General features: G+C 65.6%; 19 protein-coding genes. 15 read left to right on the top strand and 4 right to left on the bottom strand.

What is annotated here, in order from left to right:
* Positions 1-70: 70 nt before the first annotated feature.
* The 14 genes from HOP51_RS17180 (at position 71) to HOP51_RS17245 (ending at position 12,755) form a co-directional block, all read left to right on the top strand.
* A complete protein-coding gene (locus HOP51_RS17180; protein ID WP_234275139.1) occupies positions 71-544 on the top strand; it encodes an AsnC family transcriptional regulator in 474 nt (157 codons plus the stop codon).
* Positions 541-1,062, top strand: coding sequence for a siroheme decarboxylase subunit beta (gene ahbB / locus HOP51_RS17185; protein ID WP_234275140.1), 522 nt, complete (start codon positions 541-543; stop codon positions 1,060-1,062). Before HOP51_RS17180 ends, ahbB (HOP51_RS17185) begins: the two co-directional genes overlap by 4 nt.
* Positions 1,059-1,538, top strand: a complete 480-nt coding sequence (locus HOP51_RS17190; RefSeq protein WP_234275141.1) for an AsnC family transcriptional regulator — start codon at positions 1,059-1,061, stop codon at positions 1,536-1,538. The genes ahbB (HOP51_RS17185) and HOP51_RS17190 overlap by 4 nt, the downstream gene beginning before the upstream one ends.
* Complete coding sequence (ahbB, locus tag HOP51_RS17195; protein ID WP_234275142.1) at positions 1,513-2,061, top strand: siroheme decarboxylase subunit beta; 549 nt, start codon at positions 1,513-1,515, stop codon at positions 2,059-2,061. The genes HOP51_RS17190 and ahbB (HOP51_RS17195) overlap by 26 nt, the downstream gene beginning before the upstream one ends.
* A gap of 28 nt (positions 2,062-2,089) precedes the next feature.
* Positions 2,090-3,304, top strand: coding sequence for a heme d1 biosynthesis radical SAM protein NirJ (nirJ, locus tag HOP51_RS17200; RefSeq protein ID WP_234275143.1), 1,215 nt, complete (start codon positions 2,090-2,092; stop codon positions 3,302-3,304).
* Between the two features lie 64 nt (positions 3,305-3,368).
* A complete protein-coding gene (cobA, locus tag HOP51_RS17205) occupies positions 3,369-4,220 on the top strand; it encodes a uroporphyrinogen-III C-methyltransferase (RefSeq protein ID WP_234275144.1) in 852 nt (283 codons plus the stop codon).
* Positions 4,217-5,746 (top strand): nitrite reductase, encoded by a 1,530-nt coding sequence (locus HOP51_RS17210; RefSeq protein ID WP_234275145.1) that lies wholly within the window; start codon positions 4,217-4,219, stop codon positions 5,744-5,746. The genes cobA and HOP51_RS17210 overlap by 4 nt, the downstream gene beginning before the upstream one ends.
* A 117-nt stretch (positions 5,747-5,863) precedes the next feature.
* Entirely contained in the window at positions 5,864-7,066 is a 1,203-nt protein-coding gene (locus HOP51_RS17215; protein WP_234275146.1) for an NnrS family protein, read from the top strand.
* A 13-nt stretch (positions 7,067-7,079) separates the two neighbouring features.
* Positions 7,080-7,472, top strand: a complete 393-nt coding sequence (locus HOP51_RS17220) for a SirB2 family protein (protein WP_234275147.1) — start codon at positions 7,080-7,082, stop codon at positions 7,470-7,472.
* Between the two features lie 175 nt (positions 7,473-7,647).
* Positions 7,648-8,094 carry a c-type cytochrome gene (locus tag HOP51_RS17225; RefSeq protein WP_234275148.1) on the top strand — a complete coding sequence of 149 codons (447 nt, stop codon included), beginning with the start codon at positions 7,648-7,650 and terminating at the stop codon, positions 8,092-8,094.
* A 30-nt stretch (positions 8,095-8,124) separates the two neighbouring features.
* Positions 8,125-9,477, top strand: coding sequence for a cbb3-type cytochrome c oxidase subunit I (locus HOP51_RS17230; RefSeq protein ID WP_234275149.1), 1,353 nt, complete (start codon positions 8,125-8,127; stop codon positions 9,475-9,477).
* A gap of 61 nt (positions 9,478-9,538) precedes the next feature.
* A complete protein-coding gene (locus HOP51_RS17235; protein WP_234275150.1) occupies positions 9,539-10,360 on the top strand; it encodes a CbbQ/NirQ/NorQ/GpvN family protein in 822 nt (273 codons plus the stop codon).
* A gap of 81 nt (positions 10,361-10,441) precedes the next feature.
* On the top strand, positions 10,442-12,379 hold the full coding sequence (locus HOP51_RS17240; protein WP_234275151.1) for a nitric oxide reductase activation protein NorD: 1,938 nt from the start codon (positions 10,442-10,444) through the stop codon (positions 12,377-12,379).
* A 169-nt stretch (positions 12,380-12,548) separates the two neighbouring features.
* Positions 12,549-12,755, top strand: a complete 207-nt coding sequence (locus HOP51_RS17245) for a hypothetical protein (RefSeq protein ID WP_234275152.1) — start codon at positions 12,549-12,551, stop codon at positions 12,753-12,755.
* Positions 12,756-12,829: 74 nt separating this feature from the next.
* Here the strand turns inward: HOP51_RS17245 and HOP51_RS17250 are convergent, their stop codons facing one another.
* From HOP51_RS17250 to HOP51_RS17265, 4 genes are read right to left on the bottom strand one after another with little or no spacing between them, the layout of a single operon-like run.
* Positions 12,830-13,141, bottom strand: coding sequence for a hypothetical protein (locus HOP51_RS17250; RefSeq protein ID WP_234275153.1), 312 nt, complete (start codon positions 13,139-13,141; stop codon positions 12,830-12,832).
* 4 nt (positions 13,142-13,145) lie between these two features.
* Complete coding sequence (locus HOP51_RS17255) at positions 13,146-13,733, bottom strand: cytochrome c oxidase subunit 3 (protein ID WP_234275154.1); 588 nt, start codon at positions 13,731-13,733, stop codon at positions 13,146-13,148.
* A complete protein-coding gene (locus HOP51_RS17260) occupies positions 13,733-14,296 on the bottom strand; it encodes a hypothetical protein (protein ID WP_234275155.1) in 564 nt (187 codons plus the stop codon). The genes HOP51_RS17255 and HOP51_RS17260 overlap by 1 nt, the downstream gene beginning before the upstream one ends.
* 15 nt (positions 14,297-14,311) lie before the next feature.
* A complete protein-coding gene (locus HOP51_RS17265) occupies positions 14,312-14,758 on the bottom strand; it encodes a DUF4870 family protein (protein WP_234275156.1) in 447 nt (148 codons plus the stop codon).
* 262 nt (positions 14,759-15,020) lie between these two features.
* On the opposite strand from HOP51_RS17265, the gene HOP51_RS17270 reads away from it, so the two are divergent.
* Complete coding sequence (locus HOP51_RS17270; RefSeq protein ID WP_234275157.1) at positions 15,021-16,787, top strand: ShlB/FhaC/HecB family hemolysin secretion/activation protein; 1,767 nt, start codon at positions 15,021-15,023, stop codon at positions 16,785-16,787.

A 16,787-nucleotide genomic window follows, 5' to 3' on the forward strand; every position in this document is an offset into this window, starting at 1 on the left:
TTCAGGACTGATGTGGCATGTAAGATACCGCTTAAGATCATGCCTCCATCGTCTTGCCTGGTACCTGCCCATGGCTGAACTCGACGCACTCGACCGACGCCTCATCGATACCTATCAGCGCGGCCTGCCACTCTGCGAGCGGCCCTTCGCCGCCATGGCCGAGCGCTTGGGTGTGAGCGAGGCTCAGGTGATCGAGCGGCTCCAGCTGTTGCAGCAGAGCCAGGTGCTGAGCCGGGTGGGGCCGGTGTTCGACCATGCCCGCGCTGGCGCCAGCCTGCTGGCAGCGGTCGCGGTGCCCGAGGCCGAGCGTGACGAAATGGCGGCGGCAATCAACCGCTCCCCCGGCGTCAATCACAACTACGCAAGAGAACACGACTACAACCTCTGGTTCGTGATGACCGCGGCCGACGAGAACCAGCTCGAGGCTCGACTGGAGGCGCTGGAGGAGGAACTGGGCTGGCCGCTGCTGCGCCTGCCGATGATCGAGGGGTACCACATCGATCTCGGCTTCCCGATCCCCTGGAACGAGCTGGAGGCGTCATGAACGGCCTGACCTCGACCGCCACCGCTCCCCGCATGAGTGCATCTCCCCAGCGCCTGCGTTCGTTGCTCGAAGCGGGCCTGCCGCTGACCGAGCGCCCGTGGCGGACGCTGGCCGGGCAGTGCGGCATGAGCGAGGATGAGGTGCTCGCCTGGGTCGAGCGCTGGCAGCGGGAAGGGCTGATCAAGCGCTTGGGACTGGTGGTCAGGCACCACGCCCTGGGCATTCGCGCCAACGCCATGGTGGTGTGGGACCTGCCCGACACCGCCGTGGCCGAGGTAGGCCGGCGGCTGGCGGCGGAGCCTGCCGTGACGCTTTGCTACCGCCGTCGGCGGTGCCCTCCGGCATGGCCCTACAATTTGTTCTGCATGATCCACGGCACCCGGCGCGAGCGGGTGCTGACGGTACTCGACGCTATCGTCGAGCGTCATGGCCTGCAGGATGTTCCCCACCGCGTGCTGTTCAGCCTCAAGGCCTACAAGCAGTGCGGTGGCCGCTACACCCGAGAGACGCAACCATGAGTGCCCGCCGCCACTGGCCCGAGCCGGCCGAACTCGATGCTGTCGACCGGGGCATCGTCAATCGCCTGCAGAACGGGCTGCCGCTGGTCGAGTCGCCTTATGCCGCCGTGGCAGCCGAGCTTTCTCTCTCCGAAGGGGAACTGCTCTACCGCCTCGAGCGGCTGCTGGAAGCCGGCGTGCTGAGCCGCTTCGGCCCCATGTATCACGCCGAACGGCTGGGGGGCGGGCTGACCCTGGCCGCGCTGGAAGTGCCGGAAGCCGATTTCGAGCGGATCACCGCTTTGGTCAATGCCTTTCCCGAGGTGGCTCACAACTACCGTCGTGAGCATCGCCTCAACATGTGGTTCGTGCTGGCCACCGAGACCCCTGAGCGCATCGGCGAAGTGATCGCGGCGATCGAGGCCGCCACCGGCCTTGCCGTGTTCAACATGCCCAAGCAGGAGGAATTCCATGTCCGTCTCCACCTGCCCGTCTGAGCCGTCGAACGCTGTCGCACCGGCGAGCGGACTGGACGAACTCGACCGGGCCATCGTGTTGGCCACCCAGGCTGGGTTGCCGCTGGTGCCGGACCCCTGGGGGACGGTGGGCAAGCCGCTGGGCCTGGCCGGCAACGAGGTGCTGGCGCGCATGCGGCGTATGCAGGCGAGCGGGGTGATCCGCCGTATCGCCGCGGTGCCCAACCACTACCGGCTGGGCTACGTGGCCAACGGCATGTCCGTATGGGACGTGGACGATGCCCATATCGAGCGGCTGGGGCGCGAAGTGGCGGCCATACCCGGCGTGAGCCACTGTTACCGCCGCCCGCGCCACCTGCCCGAGTGGCCCTACAACTTGTTCGTGATGCTGCACGGCAAGAACCAGGCCGAGGTCGAGCGTCAGGCCGAGGCGCTGCGCGAGCGGCTCGGCGAGGCCTGCCGCGACCACCGCATCCTGTACAGCTCCCGCATTCTCAAGAAGACCGGCCTGCGCCTCGCCCGCCGGCCCGGTCCGCCGCGCTGAGGCCTGCGCCGCGCCAGAGGAGGTTTCCATGTTCCGCGTCACCCGCTACGTCAAATCGCTGCTCGAGCCCACGCCCCAAGGAGGGGAAACCGGTGCCGTGCCGCCCAAGCCTCCCGGCCCGGTGGTGATCTGGAACCTGATCCGGCGCTGCAACCTGACCTGCAAGCATTGCTATACCGTCTCGGCGGACATCGACTTCACGGGCGAGCTTTCCACCGACGAGGTTTTCGGTGTGCTCGACGACTTGAAGCGCTTCCGCGTACCGGCGCTGATCCTCTCCGGTGGCGAGCCGTTGATGCGGCCCGACATCTTCGAGATATCCCGGCGTGCCAAGGGGCTCGGCATCTATACCGGGCTCTCCACCAACGGCACCCTGATCGACGAGCACAACATCGCGCGCATCGCCGAGTGCGGCTACGACTACGTGGGCATCAGCATCGACGGCCTGGAGGCCACCCACGACGAGTTCCGCCGCCGCCAGGGGGCGTTTCGCGAATCGATGCATGCGGTGAAGCTGTGCAAGCAGCACGGTATCAAGGTGGGGCTGCGCTTCACCCTGACCCAGCATAACTACGAACAGCTCGACGCCATCCTGGCGCTGATCGAGGAGCATGACGTCGACAAGTTCTACCTCTCGCACCTCAACTACGGCGGGCGCGGCCATCGCCACCGTAAGCAGGACGCCTGGTACCGGATGACCCGTGACGCCATGACCCGGCTGTTCGACCATTGCCGTGCCGAACTCGAGCGCGGCGTCGAGCGCGAGTACGTCACCGGCAATAACGACGCCGACGGTCCCTTCCTGCTGATGTGGGCGCGCGAGCACTTCCCCGACCGGGCCGAGGCGCTGGAGCGGCGTCTGATCGACTGGGGAGGCAACGCCTCGGGGGAGTACATCGCCAACATCGACAACCTGGGCACCGTGCACCCCGACACCTTCTGGTGGGACCACGCCATCGGCAACGTGCGCCAGCGGCCGTTCTCTGAGATCTGGCGCGACAGCCAGGACGAGCTGATGCAGGGCTTCCGTCAGCGTCCGCGACCGCTCAAGGGACGCTGCGCCGCGTGTCGCTATCTGGCGATCTGCAACGGCAATACCCGGGTGAGGGCATGGAAGGTCACCGGGGACCCCTGGGAGGAGGACCCCGGCTGCTACCTCAGCAATGAGGAGATCGGCGTCGAGCCAAGTCGACAGCGCCGCGTAGCCGCCCCCTTCGACACGATTCAGGCCATCGAACTGTAGGCCTCGGGACACAAGACCGGAACACGAAAAAAAGACCGTTTGACGCTTCGGGGAGAGGCCGACAATGACCGCACACCGCCATTCGCGACACCTGAGTTTCGCCCACGACGAGGCACCGCTGGCGCCCGGCGAGGTCGCCATCGTTGGCGCCGGCCCCGGCGATCCGGGCCTGCTCACCCTGCGCGCCCTGTCGCTGCTGCAGCAGGCCGACTGCCTGGTGTTCGACCGCCTGGTGTCCGAGGAGGTATTGGCACTGGCCCATCCTGAGGCACGGCGCTACTACGTGGGCAAGGCCTCGAGCCATCACTCGTTGCCCCAGGAGGAGACCAACGCCCTGCTGGTGAAACTGGCCCGCGAGGGCCGGCGGGTGCTGCGGCTCAAGGGCGGCGATCCCTACATTTTCGGCCGTGGCGGCGAGGAAGCCGAGCACCTGATCGAGTGCGGCATCGGCTTTCGCGTGGTGCCGGGCATCACCTCGGCCTCGGGCTGCTCCACCTACGCGGGCTTCCCTCTCACCCACCGCGACCATGCCCAGAGCGTGACCTTCGTCACCGGCCACGCCAAGGCCGACGGCGAGTTGACATTGGACTGGGCTGCGCTGGCGGTGCCTCACCATACCGCGGTGTTCTACATGGGCTTGGCCAATGCCGCCTTGATCAGTACCGAGCTGCAGCGCCACGGCCTACCGGCGGGGCACCCGGTGGCGCTGGTGGAACGAGGAACCACTCCCGAACAGCGCAACGTGCTGACCACTCTGGGGGAACTGGTGGCAACGATCGAACGCGAGGAACTCAAGCCGCCGACCCTGATCGTGGTGGGCGAAGTGGTACGCCTCGCCGATACCCTGGGGGCCGGCATGACGACGATGACACGGCACGACGTGGCGCCGATGGACGTGCGGAGGCTGGTCGTATGAGGTGCGTCCTGTCGCTGTTCGGTGCCATGCTGGGCCTGGCATTTTCGGCCGCATCGATGGCGCAGGCCGATGCGCCCGACGCCAACATGCTCTACAACCACCACTGCGCCATCTGCCACGGCGTCAGCCGCCTGGGCGGCATTGGCCCCGCGCTGCTGCCCGACAACCTCTCGCGACTCAAGCGCACCGAGGCCGTCGAGGTGATCCGTGATGGCCGCCCCGCCACCCAGATGCAGGGCTACGGAGCGTTGCTCGATGAAGAGGAGATCGCCGTCCTGGCCGAGTGGATCTACGAGCCACCGGAGTTCGAGCCGAGCTGGACCGAAGAGGACATCCTGGCCAGCCACGTGGTGACCCACCCTTACGGTAGCCTGCCCGACGAGCCGGTATTCGAGGTCGAGGATCTCAAGAACCTCTTTCTCGTCGTGGAGATCGGCGATCACCACGTCAGCCTGCTCGACGGCGACAAGTTCGAGCGCATCGCTCGCTTTCCCAGCCGCTATGCGCTGCATGGTGGGCCCAAGTACACGCCGGACGGCCGCTACGTCTACTTCGGCTCTCGTGACGGCTGGGTGACCAAGTACGACATCTACAACCTCGAAGTGACCGCCGAGGTGCGTGCCGGCATCAACATGCGCAACATCGCGGTGTCCGCCGACGGTAACTACGTGCTGGCCGGCAACTACCTGCCTCACACCCTGGTGCTGCTGGACGCGCGCAACCTGGAACTGATCGCTTCCATTCCGGTGGAAGGGCTCAACGGCGAGACCTCGCGGGTCAGCGCCGTCTATACGGCACCGCCACGCAACAGCTTCGTCGCCGCCCTGCGCGACATCCCCGAGGTATGGGAGATCCGCTGGCCCGAGGAGCGTGCCGCCGGCGACGAGGCGCTGGTCGGCGACTTCGCCCTGCACCGCATGGAGGCGCCGGACTACCTCGACGACTTCTTCTTCGACATGGAGTACCGCTACTTGGTCGGTGCCGCCCGCGGTGGCAAGGGCGGGCAGGTGTTCGACATGGACGAAGAGGTCAAGGTGGCCGAGCTGCCGCTGGAGGGCATGCCGCACCTGGGCGCCGGGATCACCTGGGAGCTGGACGGTCGTCGGGTGATGGCGATGCCGCACATCGACAAGGGGCAGGTCTCGGTCTTCGACATGACCGACTGGTCGTTGATCACGCATATCGAAACCGACGGTCCCGGCTTCTTCATGCGCAGCCACGAAAACTCGCCCTACGCCTGGGTCGATGTCTTCTTCGGTCCCAACCACGATCGCATCCACGTGATCGACAAGCAGAGCCTGGAGATCGTCGAGACGCTGATTCCCGAGCCGGGGAAGACCGCCGCCCACGTGGAGTTCGACCGCCGCGGCGAGACCCTGCTGCTGAGCGTGTGGGACGACGACGGCTACCTGCTGTGGCTCGACGCCAACACCCTGGAGGAGCTGGGGCGCATGCCGATGAGGAAGCCCTCCGGCAAGTACAATGTGTGGAACAAGACGCAGTACGAGGAAGGCACGAGCCACTGAACGATCATTGGCCGCGCGGATGATTAAAAAGAAGCATTCTTGATACTGGTCATAGAAGCTGCCTGGCGCGACTCGCCATAATGCCTTTATCCAAGCATTCAAGTCGGGTATGCCGCCATGAACACCGCTTCCCCCGCTTCCAACCAGCCGCGCCTGCCCCTGGCGCGGCTGGCATTTCGTCCGTTTTTCCTGCTGGCGTCGCTGTTCAGCGTGCTGGCCATGGTGGTGTGGTTCGCGTTCTGGCACGGCGACATCCTGCTGCGCCCCCACGGTGGGCTGATGTGGTGGCACCAGCACGAGATGATCTTCGGCTTCGGCGCCGCCGTGGTGGTCGGCTTCCTGCTCACCGCAGTGCAGAACTGGACCGGACGGCCGAGCCTGAGCGGTGCGCCGCTGCTTGGCCTGGTGGCGCTGTGGCTGGCGGCCAGAATCAGCCTGGCGTTTCCCATGGGGCTGCCGATATGGCTGCTGATCGTGCTTGATGTTGCCTTCCTACCGCTGGCGGCGCTGGTCATGGCGCGCCTGGTGGTGGCAGCGAAGCTGTGGCGCAACCTGGTGTTCGTGCCGGTGCTGCTGTTGCTGGCCACGGCCAACCTGGCCATACACCTGGGTGTGGCCCAAGGCAAGCTGGCGCTGATCCGTGAAGGGGGGTATCTCGGCGTACTATTGATCGCGGTGCTGATGGTGCTGCTGGGTGGGCGGGTGATTCCCTTCTTCACCTCGCGCAAGCTGGGGCGGCCGCAGCCGGCACCGATCCCGCTGCTGGAGAAGCTGACCCTGGGCTCGGTGCTGGCGGTGGTGCTGTTGCAACTCGTCGTTCTGCTAGGCGTGGCGGTACCGGGCGTGCTGCAGGCAACGGTGATGCTGGTCGCGGCGGCGGCCAGCCTGATTCGTCTGGGGCGCTGGGAGGGCCATCTCACCCTGCGCGAGCCGCTGCTATGGGGCCTGCACCTGAGCTATGCCTTCGTGCCGGTCGGTCTGGCGATGTGGGCCATGGCGCTGATGGGTGCCTTCCGCGTTGAGCTGGCCCTGCATGCCCTGGCCATCGGCGGCATCGGCGCCATGATGCTGGCGATGATGGCGCGGGTCTCGCTCGGCCACACCGGGCGGGCGATCCGCACCCTGCCGGGCATCGGCGTGGGGCTGGGGTTGATGTTCGCTGCGGCCCTGCTGCGCTCACCCGTGCTCGCCGCCTTCCCGCAGATCACTCACTGGATCTACAATCTGAGCATCCTGTTCTGGTGCATCGCCTATCTCATCTTCCTGTTTCACTATACGCTACCGCTATTGCGTGCCCGTGTGGACGGGCAGCAGGGATAGCCGGAGCCAGTCGATGATCGAATACTACGCCCCGATCAAGCACCTGCACATGACCACCGCGGTGCTGAGCATTACCTTCTTCATCGTGCGCGCCTGGTGGTCGGTGCGCGAGATCTCGCTGCTGCAGCGGCGCTGGGTGAGGATCCTGCCTCACGTCAACGACACCCTGCTGCTGGTGCTTGGCTTAACCCTGATGACGATGCTCTCCATGTGGCCACAGCAGCACCCGTGGCTCGCTGCCAAGCTGCTGGGCCTGCTCGCCTACATCCTGCTCGGCACCGTGGCGATCAAGCGTGGACGTACCCCGATGACGCGTGGCCTGGCCGCGCTGGCCGCCATCGTGGTGTTCGTTTACATCATGGGTACGGCCATGACCAAGGATCCGCTGTTCTTCGTGCCTGTTTGAGGGGGCGCTTTCCCCTTCGGCACGCTTCTTCCCCTCCTCTTTGACGAAGGTCAATGTCACGTAGTGGCACTGGGGCTACTCTAAATAAGTATTAAAAATGCTTGTTATAAGGGTGGGGCTGGACGACTTCGGTCGCGGGTCCCGAATGTGCCACAAGAGCGAGGGGGAAAGGCCCATGACCGAAGGCCTCACCAAGGCGGCGGCCCGTAATATCTTTTACGGGGGCTCGCTATTCTTTTTCCTGCTGTTTGCCGCGCTGACGGCTCACAGTCATTTCTACATCGTCAACACCTCGACCCAGCCCATGTCGGACTCCGTGCGCCTGGGCAAGCACGTATGGGAAGAGCATAACTGCATCAACTGCCACACCATTCTCGGCGAAGGCTCCTATTTCGCGCCCGAGATCGGCAATGTCTGGACTCGCTATGGCGGGCGCGACAACCCCGAAGGTGCGCGCATGGCGCTTAAAGCGTGGATGAATGCCCAGCCCACCGGCGCGCCCGGGCGTCGCCAGATGCCTGCGCACGACATCAACGACGAAGAAATGGCGGGCCTGATCGATTTCCTGGAGTGGACCGATTCCATCAATACCCAGGACTGGCCACCGCACCCGGCCGGCTGATCCGCGTTCCAGGAACCAAGGAGTCGAACGATGAAATACGAAACGCAGAAGGTGGCCCTGCCCTTCTTCATGCTGGCCATGGCGCTGTTCGCGCTACAGATCGTTTTCGGACTGGCGGCGGCGGCAGCTTACGTGTGGCCGCACTTCATGTCCGAGGCGATGCCCTTCAACATCACCCGTACCAGCCATACCAACCTCTTGATCGTGTGGCTCCTGATCGGCTTCATGGGTAGCACTTACTACCTGATGCCGGAAGAGGCGGAGAACGAGATCCACAGCCCCAAGCTGGCCTACTTCCAACTGCTGCTGTTCGCCATTGCCGGTGCCGGCGCGCTGATCAGCTACCAGTTCGGCATCCACGAGGGGCGCCACTACCTCGAGCAGCCGCTGTGGTCGAAGCTGCTGATCACGATCTCGTTCCTGATGTTCCTGTTCAATACCAGCATGACCATGCTCAAGGGCCGCAAGACCGCCATCAACATGGTGCTGATGCTGGGCCTGTGGCTGGCTGCGGTGTTCTGGCTGTTCGCCTTCTATAACCCCGACAACCTGGCGCTGGACAAGCTGTGGTGGTGGTGGATCGTGCACATCTGGGTCGAGGGCGTATGGGAACTGATCATGGCCTCGCTGCTCGGCTATCTGCTGATCAAGATGACCGGCGTGGATCGCGAGATCATCGAGAAGTGGCTCTACGTCATCGTCGGCCTGGCGCTGTTCTCCGGCCTGCTGGGTACCGGCCACCACTACTACTGGATCGGCACCCCCGGCTACTGGCAGCCGATCGGCAGCATCTTCTCCACGCTCGAGGTGATTCCGTTCTTCGCCATGGTGGTGTTCGCCTTCTACATGTTCTGGAAGGGCAGCCGTAACCACCCCAACAAGGCCGCCATGCTGTGGACCCTGGGTTGTGCCGCCGTGGCCTTCTTCGGTGCCGGCGTGTGGGGCTTCATGCACACCCTGTCGTGGATCAACTACTACACCCACGGCACCCAGATCACCGCGGCTCACGGCCACCTGGCCTTCTACGGTGCCTACGTGATGCTGCTGCTGGGCATCATCACCTACGCCATGCCGCAGATCCGTCGCGTGCAGCCCTACAACCAGGTGCTCAACATGTGGGCGTTCTGGATCATGACCTCGGCGATGTGGTTCATGACCTTCACCCTGACCTTCGCGGGTGTCGTCCAGACCCACCTGCAGCGGGTACTGGGCATGAACTTCATGCAGGTGCAGGAGCAGCTCGATCTGTTCTACGTGATGCGCTTCGGCACTGGCATCTTCGTTGCCATCGCCGCCGTCATGTTCTTCTACGCGGTGTTCGGGCCGGCCCGTGAGCAGGTAGGCGCTCACGTCAAGCAGCCCTCCATCGTCGCTACCGAGTGAGCCAGTGACGGGGCGGCCTGCCGCCCCGTCCGAGGATGCCTTTCCTCTCTGGAGTATCGCCATGTCTCATACCGCTACCGCCACCAAGGCCGCTTCCGCCTTCGCACGGGACCTACCCTACTACGCACCGGCCGGCAACGAGTGCGCGCTGTTCGAGCAGGCGTACCGACAGCGCCTGCCGCTGCTGCTCAAGGGACCGACGGGCTGCGGCAAGACGCGCTTCGTCAGTCACATGGCGGCCAAGCTGGGCCGCCCGCTGTTCACCGTGTCGTGTCACGACGACCTCACCGCCGCCGACCTCACCGGCCGCTACCTGCTGCAGGGTGGCGAGACCCGCTGGGTCGACGGCCCGCTGACCCGCGCCGTGCGTGAGGGTGGCATCTGCTACCTCGACGAGGTGGTCGAGGCACGCAAGGACGTCACCGTGGTGCTGCATCCGCTCACCGACGACCGTCGTCTGCTGCCGCTGGAGCGTACCGGCGAGCTGATCGAGGCACCGGATGATTTCATGCTGGTGGTCTCCTACAACCCCGGCTACCAGCACATTCTCAAGTCGCTCAAGCCGAGCACCCGCCAGCGCTTCGTGGCGATGTCGTTCGATTTTCCGCCGCCCCGGGTGGAGTGCGACATCGTCGCCCGCGAGAGCGGGCTCTCCCACGAGCGCTGCGTCGCGCTGGTCAACCTGGCTGGGCGCTTGCGTGAACTCAAGGGCCAGGATCTGGAAGAAGGTGTCTCCACCCGCTTGCTGGTCTACTGCGCCACCCTGATCAGCGCCGGCATGCCGATCCTCGAAGCCACCCGCGCCACCCTGGTCGAGCCGCTTACCGACGACCTGGACGTGCAGGAAGGGTTGCTAGAGTCGATTCGCGCCACCTTTGGCTGAAAGCGAGGGGCGTAGGCCTGCCGCCGAATCAGCCCCAAAGCCATAGCGCTGGTTAGCGCCTTGTCGATCAGGAGGACGCTTATGCAGTTTCTCGAACTCGAGGAGTTCGTCGGTCGCCACTGGCATCGCTGGGCTTCCGGCGCCGCCAGCTACCAGCGCTATCCGGAAGCGGCCGTTTCCATGGAGCAGATGCGCCATGTACTCGGCGTGTTCTTCCGCGCCAGCGGCGGCGAGGCGGGTGTGGAGGTGGCGGCCATCGTTGCGCGCAGCTCGAACCACCGCCTGTCGCTGCGTCAGAAGCTCGGCTTCGACGACGAAGCCATCGACCAGGCCCGGCGTGACGAGGAGCACTTGCTGCTGCCGCCTCGCATCGAGCTGTTCCCCGATGCCGGGCTCAATCGCGATCTCTACTTCTGGCTGGTTGCCTACCTGGCGGTGGCCAGCAAGCCGGCGCCTCAGCGCGACCCGCTGCGCGCCGACCTGGCCCGCCTGCGCGAGGCGGTTCGCGCCCGCGATGCCGCGCTCGAGCGCTTCCCCGGGCTGGCCGAGCGCTATTGCCGGCTGTGTCAGGCGCTGCTGCTGGTGCGCCCGGCTCGTCGCCACCTGCCGCCGATGGAGCTGGCGCTGGAGCAGACCCTACGTACACTGCTCGGCGAGGAGCTGGTACTGGAAGGCTGGGCGGCGGCCATGCACCGCGCCGTGCTCGACCCGTCGCTGTCGCTGGAAGGAATCGATGCCCCGCGCGGCTATCGTCCGCCGCTGCCGGTACCGTTGTGGGGGCAGGTGGTGGCCCTCGGTACCGGTACGGGCCGCGACGAGAGCCAGGAAGAGCCGCACGAGGGCGAGACCAACAGCGCCCAGACGGTGAGCGACGGCAAGCGCAAGGCCGAGCGCAAGCGCCAGGACCAGACCGAGCGCGACGACCCGCTCATCGCCAACCGCTTCGAGAAGATGCTCTCCTGGACCGAAATGGTGAACCTCAATCGCCTGGTCGAGGACAACGAGGACGAGGAAGCCAAGCGCGCCGCCGAGCAGATGGAGGAGATCATCCTGAGCCCGCACAAGCAGCGGGCGGCAACGCGCATCAAGGTCGACCTCGACCTGCCGCCGAACGAGGCGCTGGGCGAACGCCTGCGCGGCAAGCATACCTATCCGGAGTGGAACTACCGCAAGCAGATCTACCTGCCCGACCACTGCCTGGTGCACACCGAACTGCAGAGCGAGGAGGGCGAGCCATGGCAGCCCGATGCCATCACCCAGCGGCGTATTCGTCGCGTGCGCCGCGAGTTCGAGGCGCTGCGCCCACGCCGCGAGACCCTGCGCGGCCAGTACGACGGCAGCGAACTCGACATGGATGCGGTGATCCGCTCGCACTGCGATCTGGCCGCCACCGGCGAGTCCAGCGACCGGCTCTACCAGGCCACCCGCCAGCAGGCCCGTGACCTGGCCGTCTCCATCCTGGTCGACGTCTCGCTCTCCACCGATGCCTGGCTGGAGGATCGCCGCGTGCTCGACGTGGCCAAAGAGGCGCTGCTGGTGCTGGGCCACGGCCTGGCCGGTTGTGGCGACGACTACAGCATCCACTGCTTCACCTCGCATCGGCGTCAGAAGGTGTGGGTCAACACCTTGAAGACCTTCGACGAGCCCATGAGCGAGCGGGTGTCCCGGCGCGTCTCGGCGCTCAAGCCCGGCCACTACACCCGCATGGGGCCGGCGATCCGTCACGTGACCAAGGAGCTTGCCGAACGCCCCAACCGGCATCGGCTGCTGCTGCTGCTTACTGACGGAAAGCCCAACGACACCGACTACTACGAGGGTCGCTATGGCATCGAGGATACCCGCCGGGCGGTGCTCGAAGCGCGCCAGCACGAGGTACGGGTGTTCGGCGTGACCATCGACAGCGAGGCGCATCAGTACGTGTCACACCTGTTCGGTCGCGGCAGCTACGCCATCGTCAACCGGCCGGAGCATCTCTCGCTCGCGCTGCCGGGTATATACCGTCAAATCATCGGGAGCTGAAAATATGATTCATTACTGCGCTCGACATCCTGGCCGCCGGCGGTACTCACAATCCTCATTGAGCAGCCAGTCAACTCCGGTTGTTCCGTTCCGGCGGCGGCCAGCCTGTCATCGCTCGTGACATGAATCCTGGATTTCAGGATGAGATATTGTTTTTGAGGTAAGAGAAATGGCTAACTCACGTCCCGCTATCGCCCTCGCCCTCGGTCTGCTGGCCGCCTTCGCCGTGATCACCCCGCTGGCCTGGGTGATCAACACCCAGGACTGGGGCATCCTGATGATGTTCGTCGCCCCCTTCGCCGTCTACGGCCTGATCCGCCTGGCTCGGCGGCTGGCGGAGTGGGCCGGTGTCGGGCCGCCGCCCCCTTCCTACTAAGCCCGCACGACAACAAACGGCGCCGCTATCCCCGATAGCGGCGCCGTTTTGTTCACTTCTCTCGAGGACGAAGGCTAGGCTAGTTGGGCGACGAGATAGCCTGATCCCACCAGCGCCAGGGTGGCGAGAACCAGCCCGACAAAGGCGCCACGCCAGGCGGGCGAGGCGTCAGCCAGGCCCAGATAAACCATCAGTACCCGGTGGGCCTTGAAGAAAGTGGTGGCCAGCAGCAGCCCCGCCGACCACAGCGGCAACGCGGCCAGGCGGGCCTCGCCGCCGAGCCGGGCGGAAAGCATGGCGATCAGCGTCAGCCCCATCAGCACTGCCCAGGTGAACAACAGTCGCCGAGTGGTCGTGTCGCGAAGGGCATTCCGAATATTGCCCATGGGCTTACCTCAGCAGATAGATAAGGGGGTAGAGCAGGATCCAGATCAGATCGACCAGGTGCCAGAAGGCAGCAGCGGTCTCCACGTTATCGTGGGAGATGCGCCACGCCACCAGGGCGATCAGTCCCAGCCCGAACAGCACATGGGCGAAGTGGAAGCCGGTCAGCAGGTAGTAGAAGGTGAAGAAGGTGTTGGTCTCGGGCATCAGGCCCTGGCCGAGCTTGTCGGCGTACTCCACCACCTTGACCACGCAGAACACCACGCCCAGCGCAAAGGCCGCCCCCAGCCACTGGCGGCAGCGGCGCTTGGCTCCACGGCCAATCGCCTGTACCGCCAGGGCGGCGCACAGTCCGCTGGTCAGCAGCACCAGGGTATTGATGCCGCCGGCCACTGGATCGAGCAGCTGTTGGGAGGCGTCGAAGACCTCGCGCTCGCCGGCCCGCAGCCAGGCGAACAGGCCGAAGAACGCGGCGAACACCACGATCTCGCTGAGGATCAGCACCCACATCAGCGGGTTGCCGGGCAGCGCCGAGAGCGGCCCCCAGCCGGGGTTGGGCAGGGCGCGAGCGGAAGTTTCCCAATGCTGCGACATCACGCCTCCGCAGCGACGGGCATGCGCTCGAACTCGGCGCGAATGGCCGGCGTGGTGAGCTTCCAGCAGGCCCAGGCGAACAGTACCACCAGCAGCGTGGCGAACAGGATCAACACCGCCAGGGCGCCGATCAGTCCCGCCACCGGGTCCTCGGGGCCGGCGACGTTGCCCGCCGCATCGGCCATGAAGCCGAAGGTCAGCGGCGTCAGCGCGGCGCCGCCCAGCACACCGACGAAGCCGGCTGCCATCAAGGTGAGGAAAGCCGGTCTGGCCCAGCGGCGGCGCTGCAACAGCGCCACGGAGAGAACCAGGGTTACGGCGGCCCCTGCCATTAGCAGGCCGGCCAAGGTATTGCTGCGCTCGATCAGCCAGGCCACACCGCCGGTGAGTCCGCCGCTGCCGGCCTCGACGCCAAGCGAAGCGACCAGTGCCTCGCCGGGCAGCAGCGGCAGGGTGAGCAGGGCGACAGTCAGTGCGGAGAAGGCGATGAAGCCCCAGGCCAGGCCGCTGACGGCGGCGGAGCGTGTCGGCGGCAGGTGCAGGGTGGAGGTGACAGTAGTCATCGGCGGGCTCCCAGGTCAGCCTTCCAGTGACACCCTGGCGCCGCCGAACAGCAGGCTGCGTGGGGCGTCGATGGCACGGTCGTGCAACAGGCGATGGATGCCTACGCCGCAGCGGCCCATGGTCCAGGCCAGGCAGGCGGTGAAGAAGCCGTAGCCAAGCACCCAGGAGGCCCAGGCCGGCGCCCCGATCAGCCCCAGCAGGTTCCACGCTCCAAGCGCAGCGGCGCCGCCCAACGCGCCGAGCCAGAAGGTGCGGATCTGGAACTGCAGGTGGCTCGCCACCCAATCAGCGGCGTGACGACGACGCCAGTGGGCGATCAGCACACCGATGGGGGCGGTAACCACCGCCATCACGCTGCCCAGGTAGAGCACGTAGACGATTGCCGCCAGGCCGCGGCCGCGGGTATCGAGTGGTGCTTCGGCCGCGTCGGCCCGCGTATGGAGATACGAGACGGTGGACATCGCTTCCTCCCGTAAGATGGTTAAAAAGCATTTAATATGCTTGTTATTGGGACTATGCCTGCTGCGACCTTGGTTGTCCTTGTCTTGGGTCAATGGCCGGCGCTTCGCTGGGATGAATTGAAGTCAAATGGGGCTAAAGCTTGCGCCATGCCTGCCGATAACACCTTCAATCCGGTACCACGCCAGTCTCGCCACCTTAGAGCGGACAGCGAGCAGTGCCGGATGCAGGACATAAAACTCAATCGATAAAGACAGTGGTGCAATGGACGCCGTACGACAGGGAATCGCCGGCTGCTTTACGCAGGCAACCGGCAGCAAGACCGTCGGCAGGGAACGCAGGCTGCCCCGCCTTATCTTCATGCCAGCCTTGCTGGCGCTGAGCTTGCCGACGGCACTTTTGGCACAGGATGCGACGCCGGACGAGGCGCTGCGCCGCCAACAGGAGCGCGAGCAGGCCATTCAGGAGCGCGAACTCCCCCAGGCGGATATTCGTCTGTCGGTTCCCGTGGAGGAGCTCGATCGGCTGCCCGAGCAGGAAGCGCCCTGTTTCGTCATCGACGAGCTTGCCTTGCAAGGTGAGGAAGCGCAGCGCTTCGTCTGGGTACTGGACGCTACCACCGGTGAGCGGGGTGAGGATTCTCCCATCGGCCGCTGCCTCGGTACCGAAGGCATCAACCTGGTCATGAAGCGCGCCCAGAACGCGCTGATCGAGCGTGGCTTCATCACCAGCCGCATCCTGCTGGAAGACCAGGACCTCAGCGCTGGCACCTTGACGCTGAGCCTGGTTCCCGGTCGCATCGCCGCCATCCGCGTCGCCGATCCCAGTCGCTCTCATGCCTCGCTGCGCAACGCCGTGCCCGCGCGGCAAGGCGATGTGCTCAATCTGCGTGACATCGAACAGGCGCTGGAGAACTTCCAGCGCCTGCCCTCCGTCGAGGCCGATATCCAGATCGCACCGGCGGATGCGCCGGGCGCCAGCGACCTGGTTATCGACTACCAGCAGGATTGGCGACTGCGCCCCTCGTGGACGGCCGACGACAGCGGTAGCGAGGCCACCGGGGAGTACATGGGCGGCGTCGGCATCTCCCTCGACAACCCCCTGGGCATCAACGACCTCTTCCATATCCACCTGGGGCGCGACCTCGGCGGCGGCGCTTCCGGGCCGCGTGGCAGTCGTAGCCACAGCCTCCACTACTCGGTGCCCTGGGGCTACTGGAGCCTGGCGCTCGACTACAGCGACCACGACTACTACCAGACCATCGCCGGCGCCTTCCAGGAGTACGTCTACAGCGGCACCAGCCAGCAGGCCGGAGTGACCCTGTCGCGCCTGGTCTATCGCGATGCTACCCGCAAGACCACGGTGTCCTTGGGTGGCTTCCAGCGCCGCTCGCGCAACTACATCGACGATATCGAGATTGAGATCCAACGCCGGGTAGTGGGCGGCTGGGAGGCCGGCATCGAGCACCGCGAGTTCATCGGCCGTGCCACCCTGGACCTCGGCACCGCCTACAAGCGCGGCACCGGCGCCTTCGGCTCCCTGCCCGCGCCCGAAGAGGCATTCGACGAGGGCACCTCGCGCTTCCAGCTCGTTTCCACCCATGCCGGGCTTACGCTGCCGTTCCAGGTGGGCGGCCAGGCGCTGGAGTACCGCGGGCGCTTTCGCATGCAGAACAACCTGACCCCGCTGACACCCCTGGATCGCTTCTCCATCGGTAGCCGCTACACCGTACGCGGCTTCAACGAAGCCAGCCTGGTGGCAGAGCGGGGCTGGCTGGTGCGCAACGACCTCGGGCTGGCGCTGGGCAACAGTGGCCAATCGCTCTACGCCGGGCTCGATTACGGCCGGGTGAGCGGCCCCAGCACCGAATGGCTGCTGGGCTCGGAGCTCGCCGGCGCGGTGGCGGGCCTGCGCGGTTCGCTATTCGGCCACCTGAGCTACGACGCCTTCATCGCCACCCCGGTGATGAAACCCGACGGCTTTCGTACCGACCACCGCGACATCGGCTTCAGCTTCTACCTCTCGTTTTGA

It is taken from the genome of Billgrantia zhangzhouensis (genome assembly GCF_021404465.1).
GTDB classification, from domain to species: domain Bacteria; phylum Pseudomonadota; class Gammaproteobacteria; order Pseudomonadales; family Halomonadaceae; genus Halomonas; species Halomonas zhangzhouensis.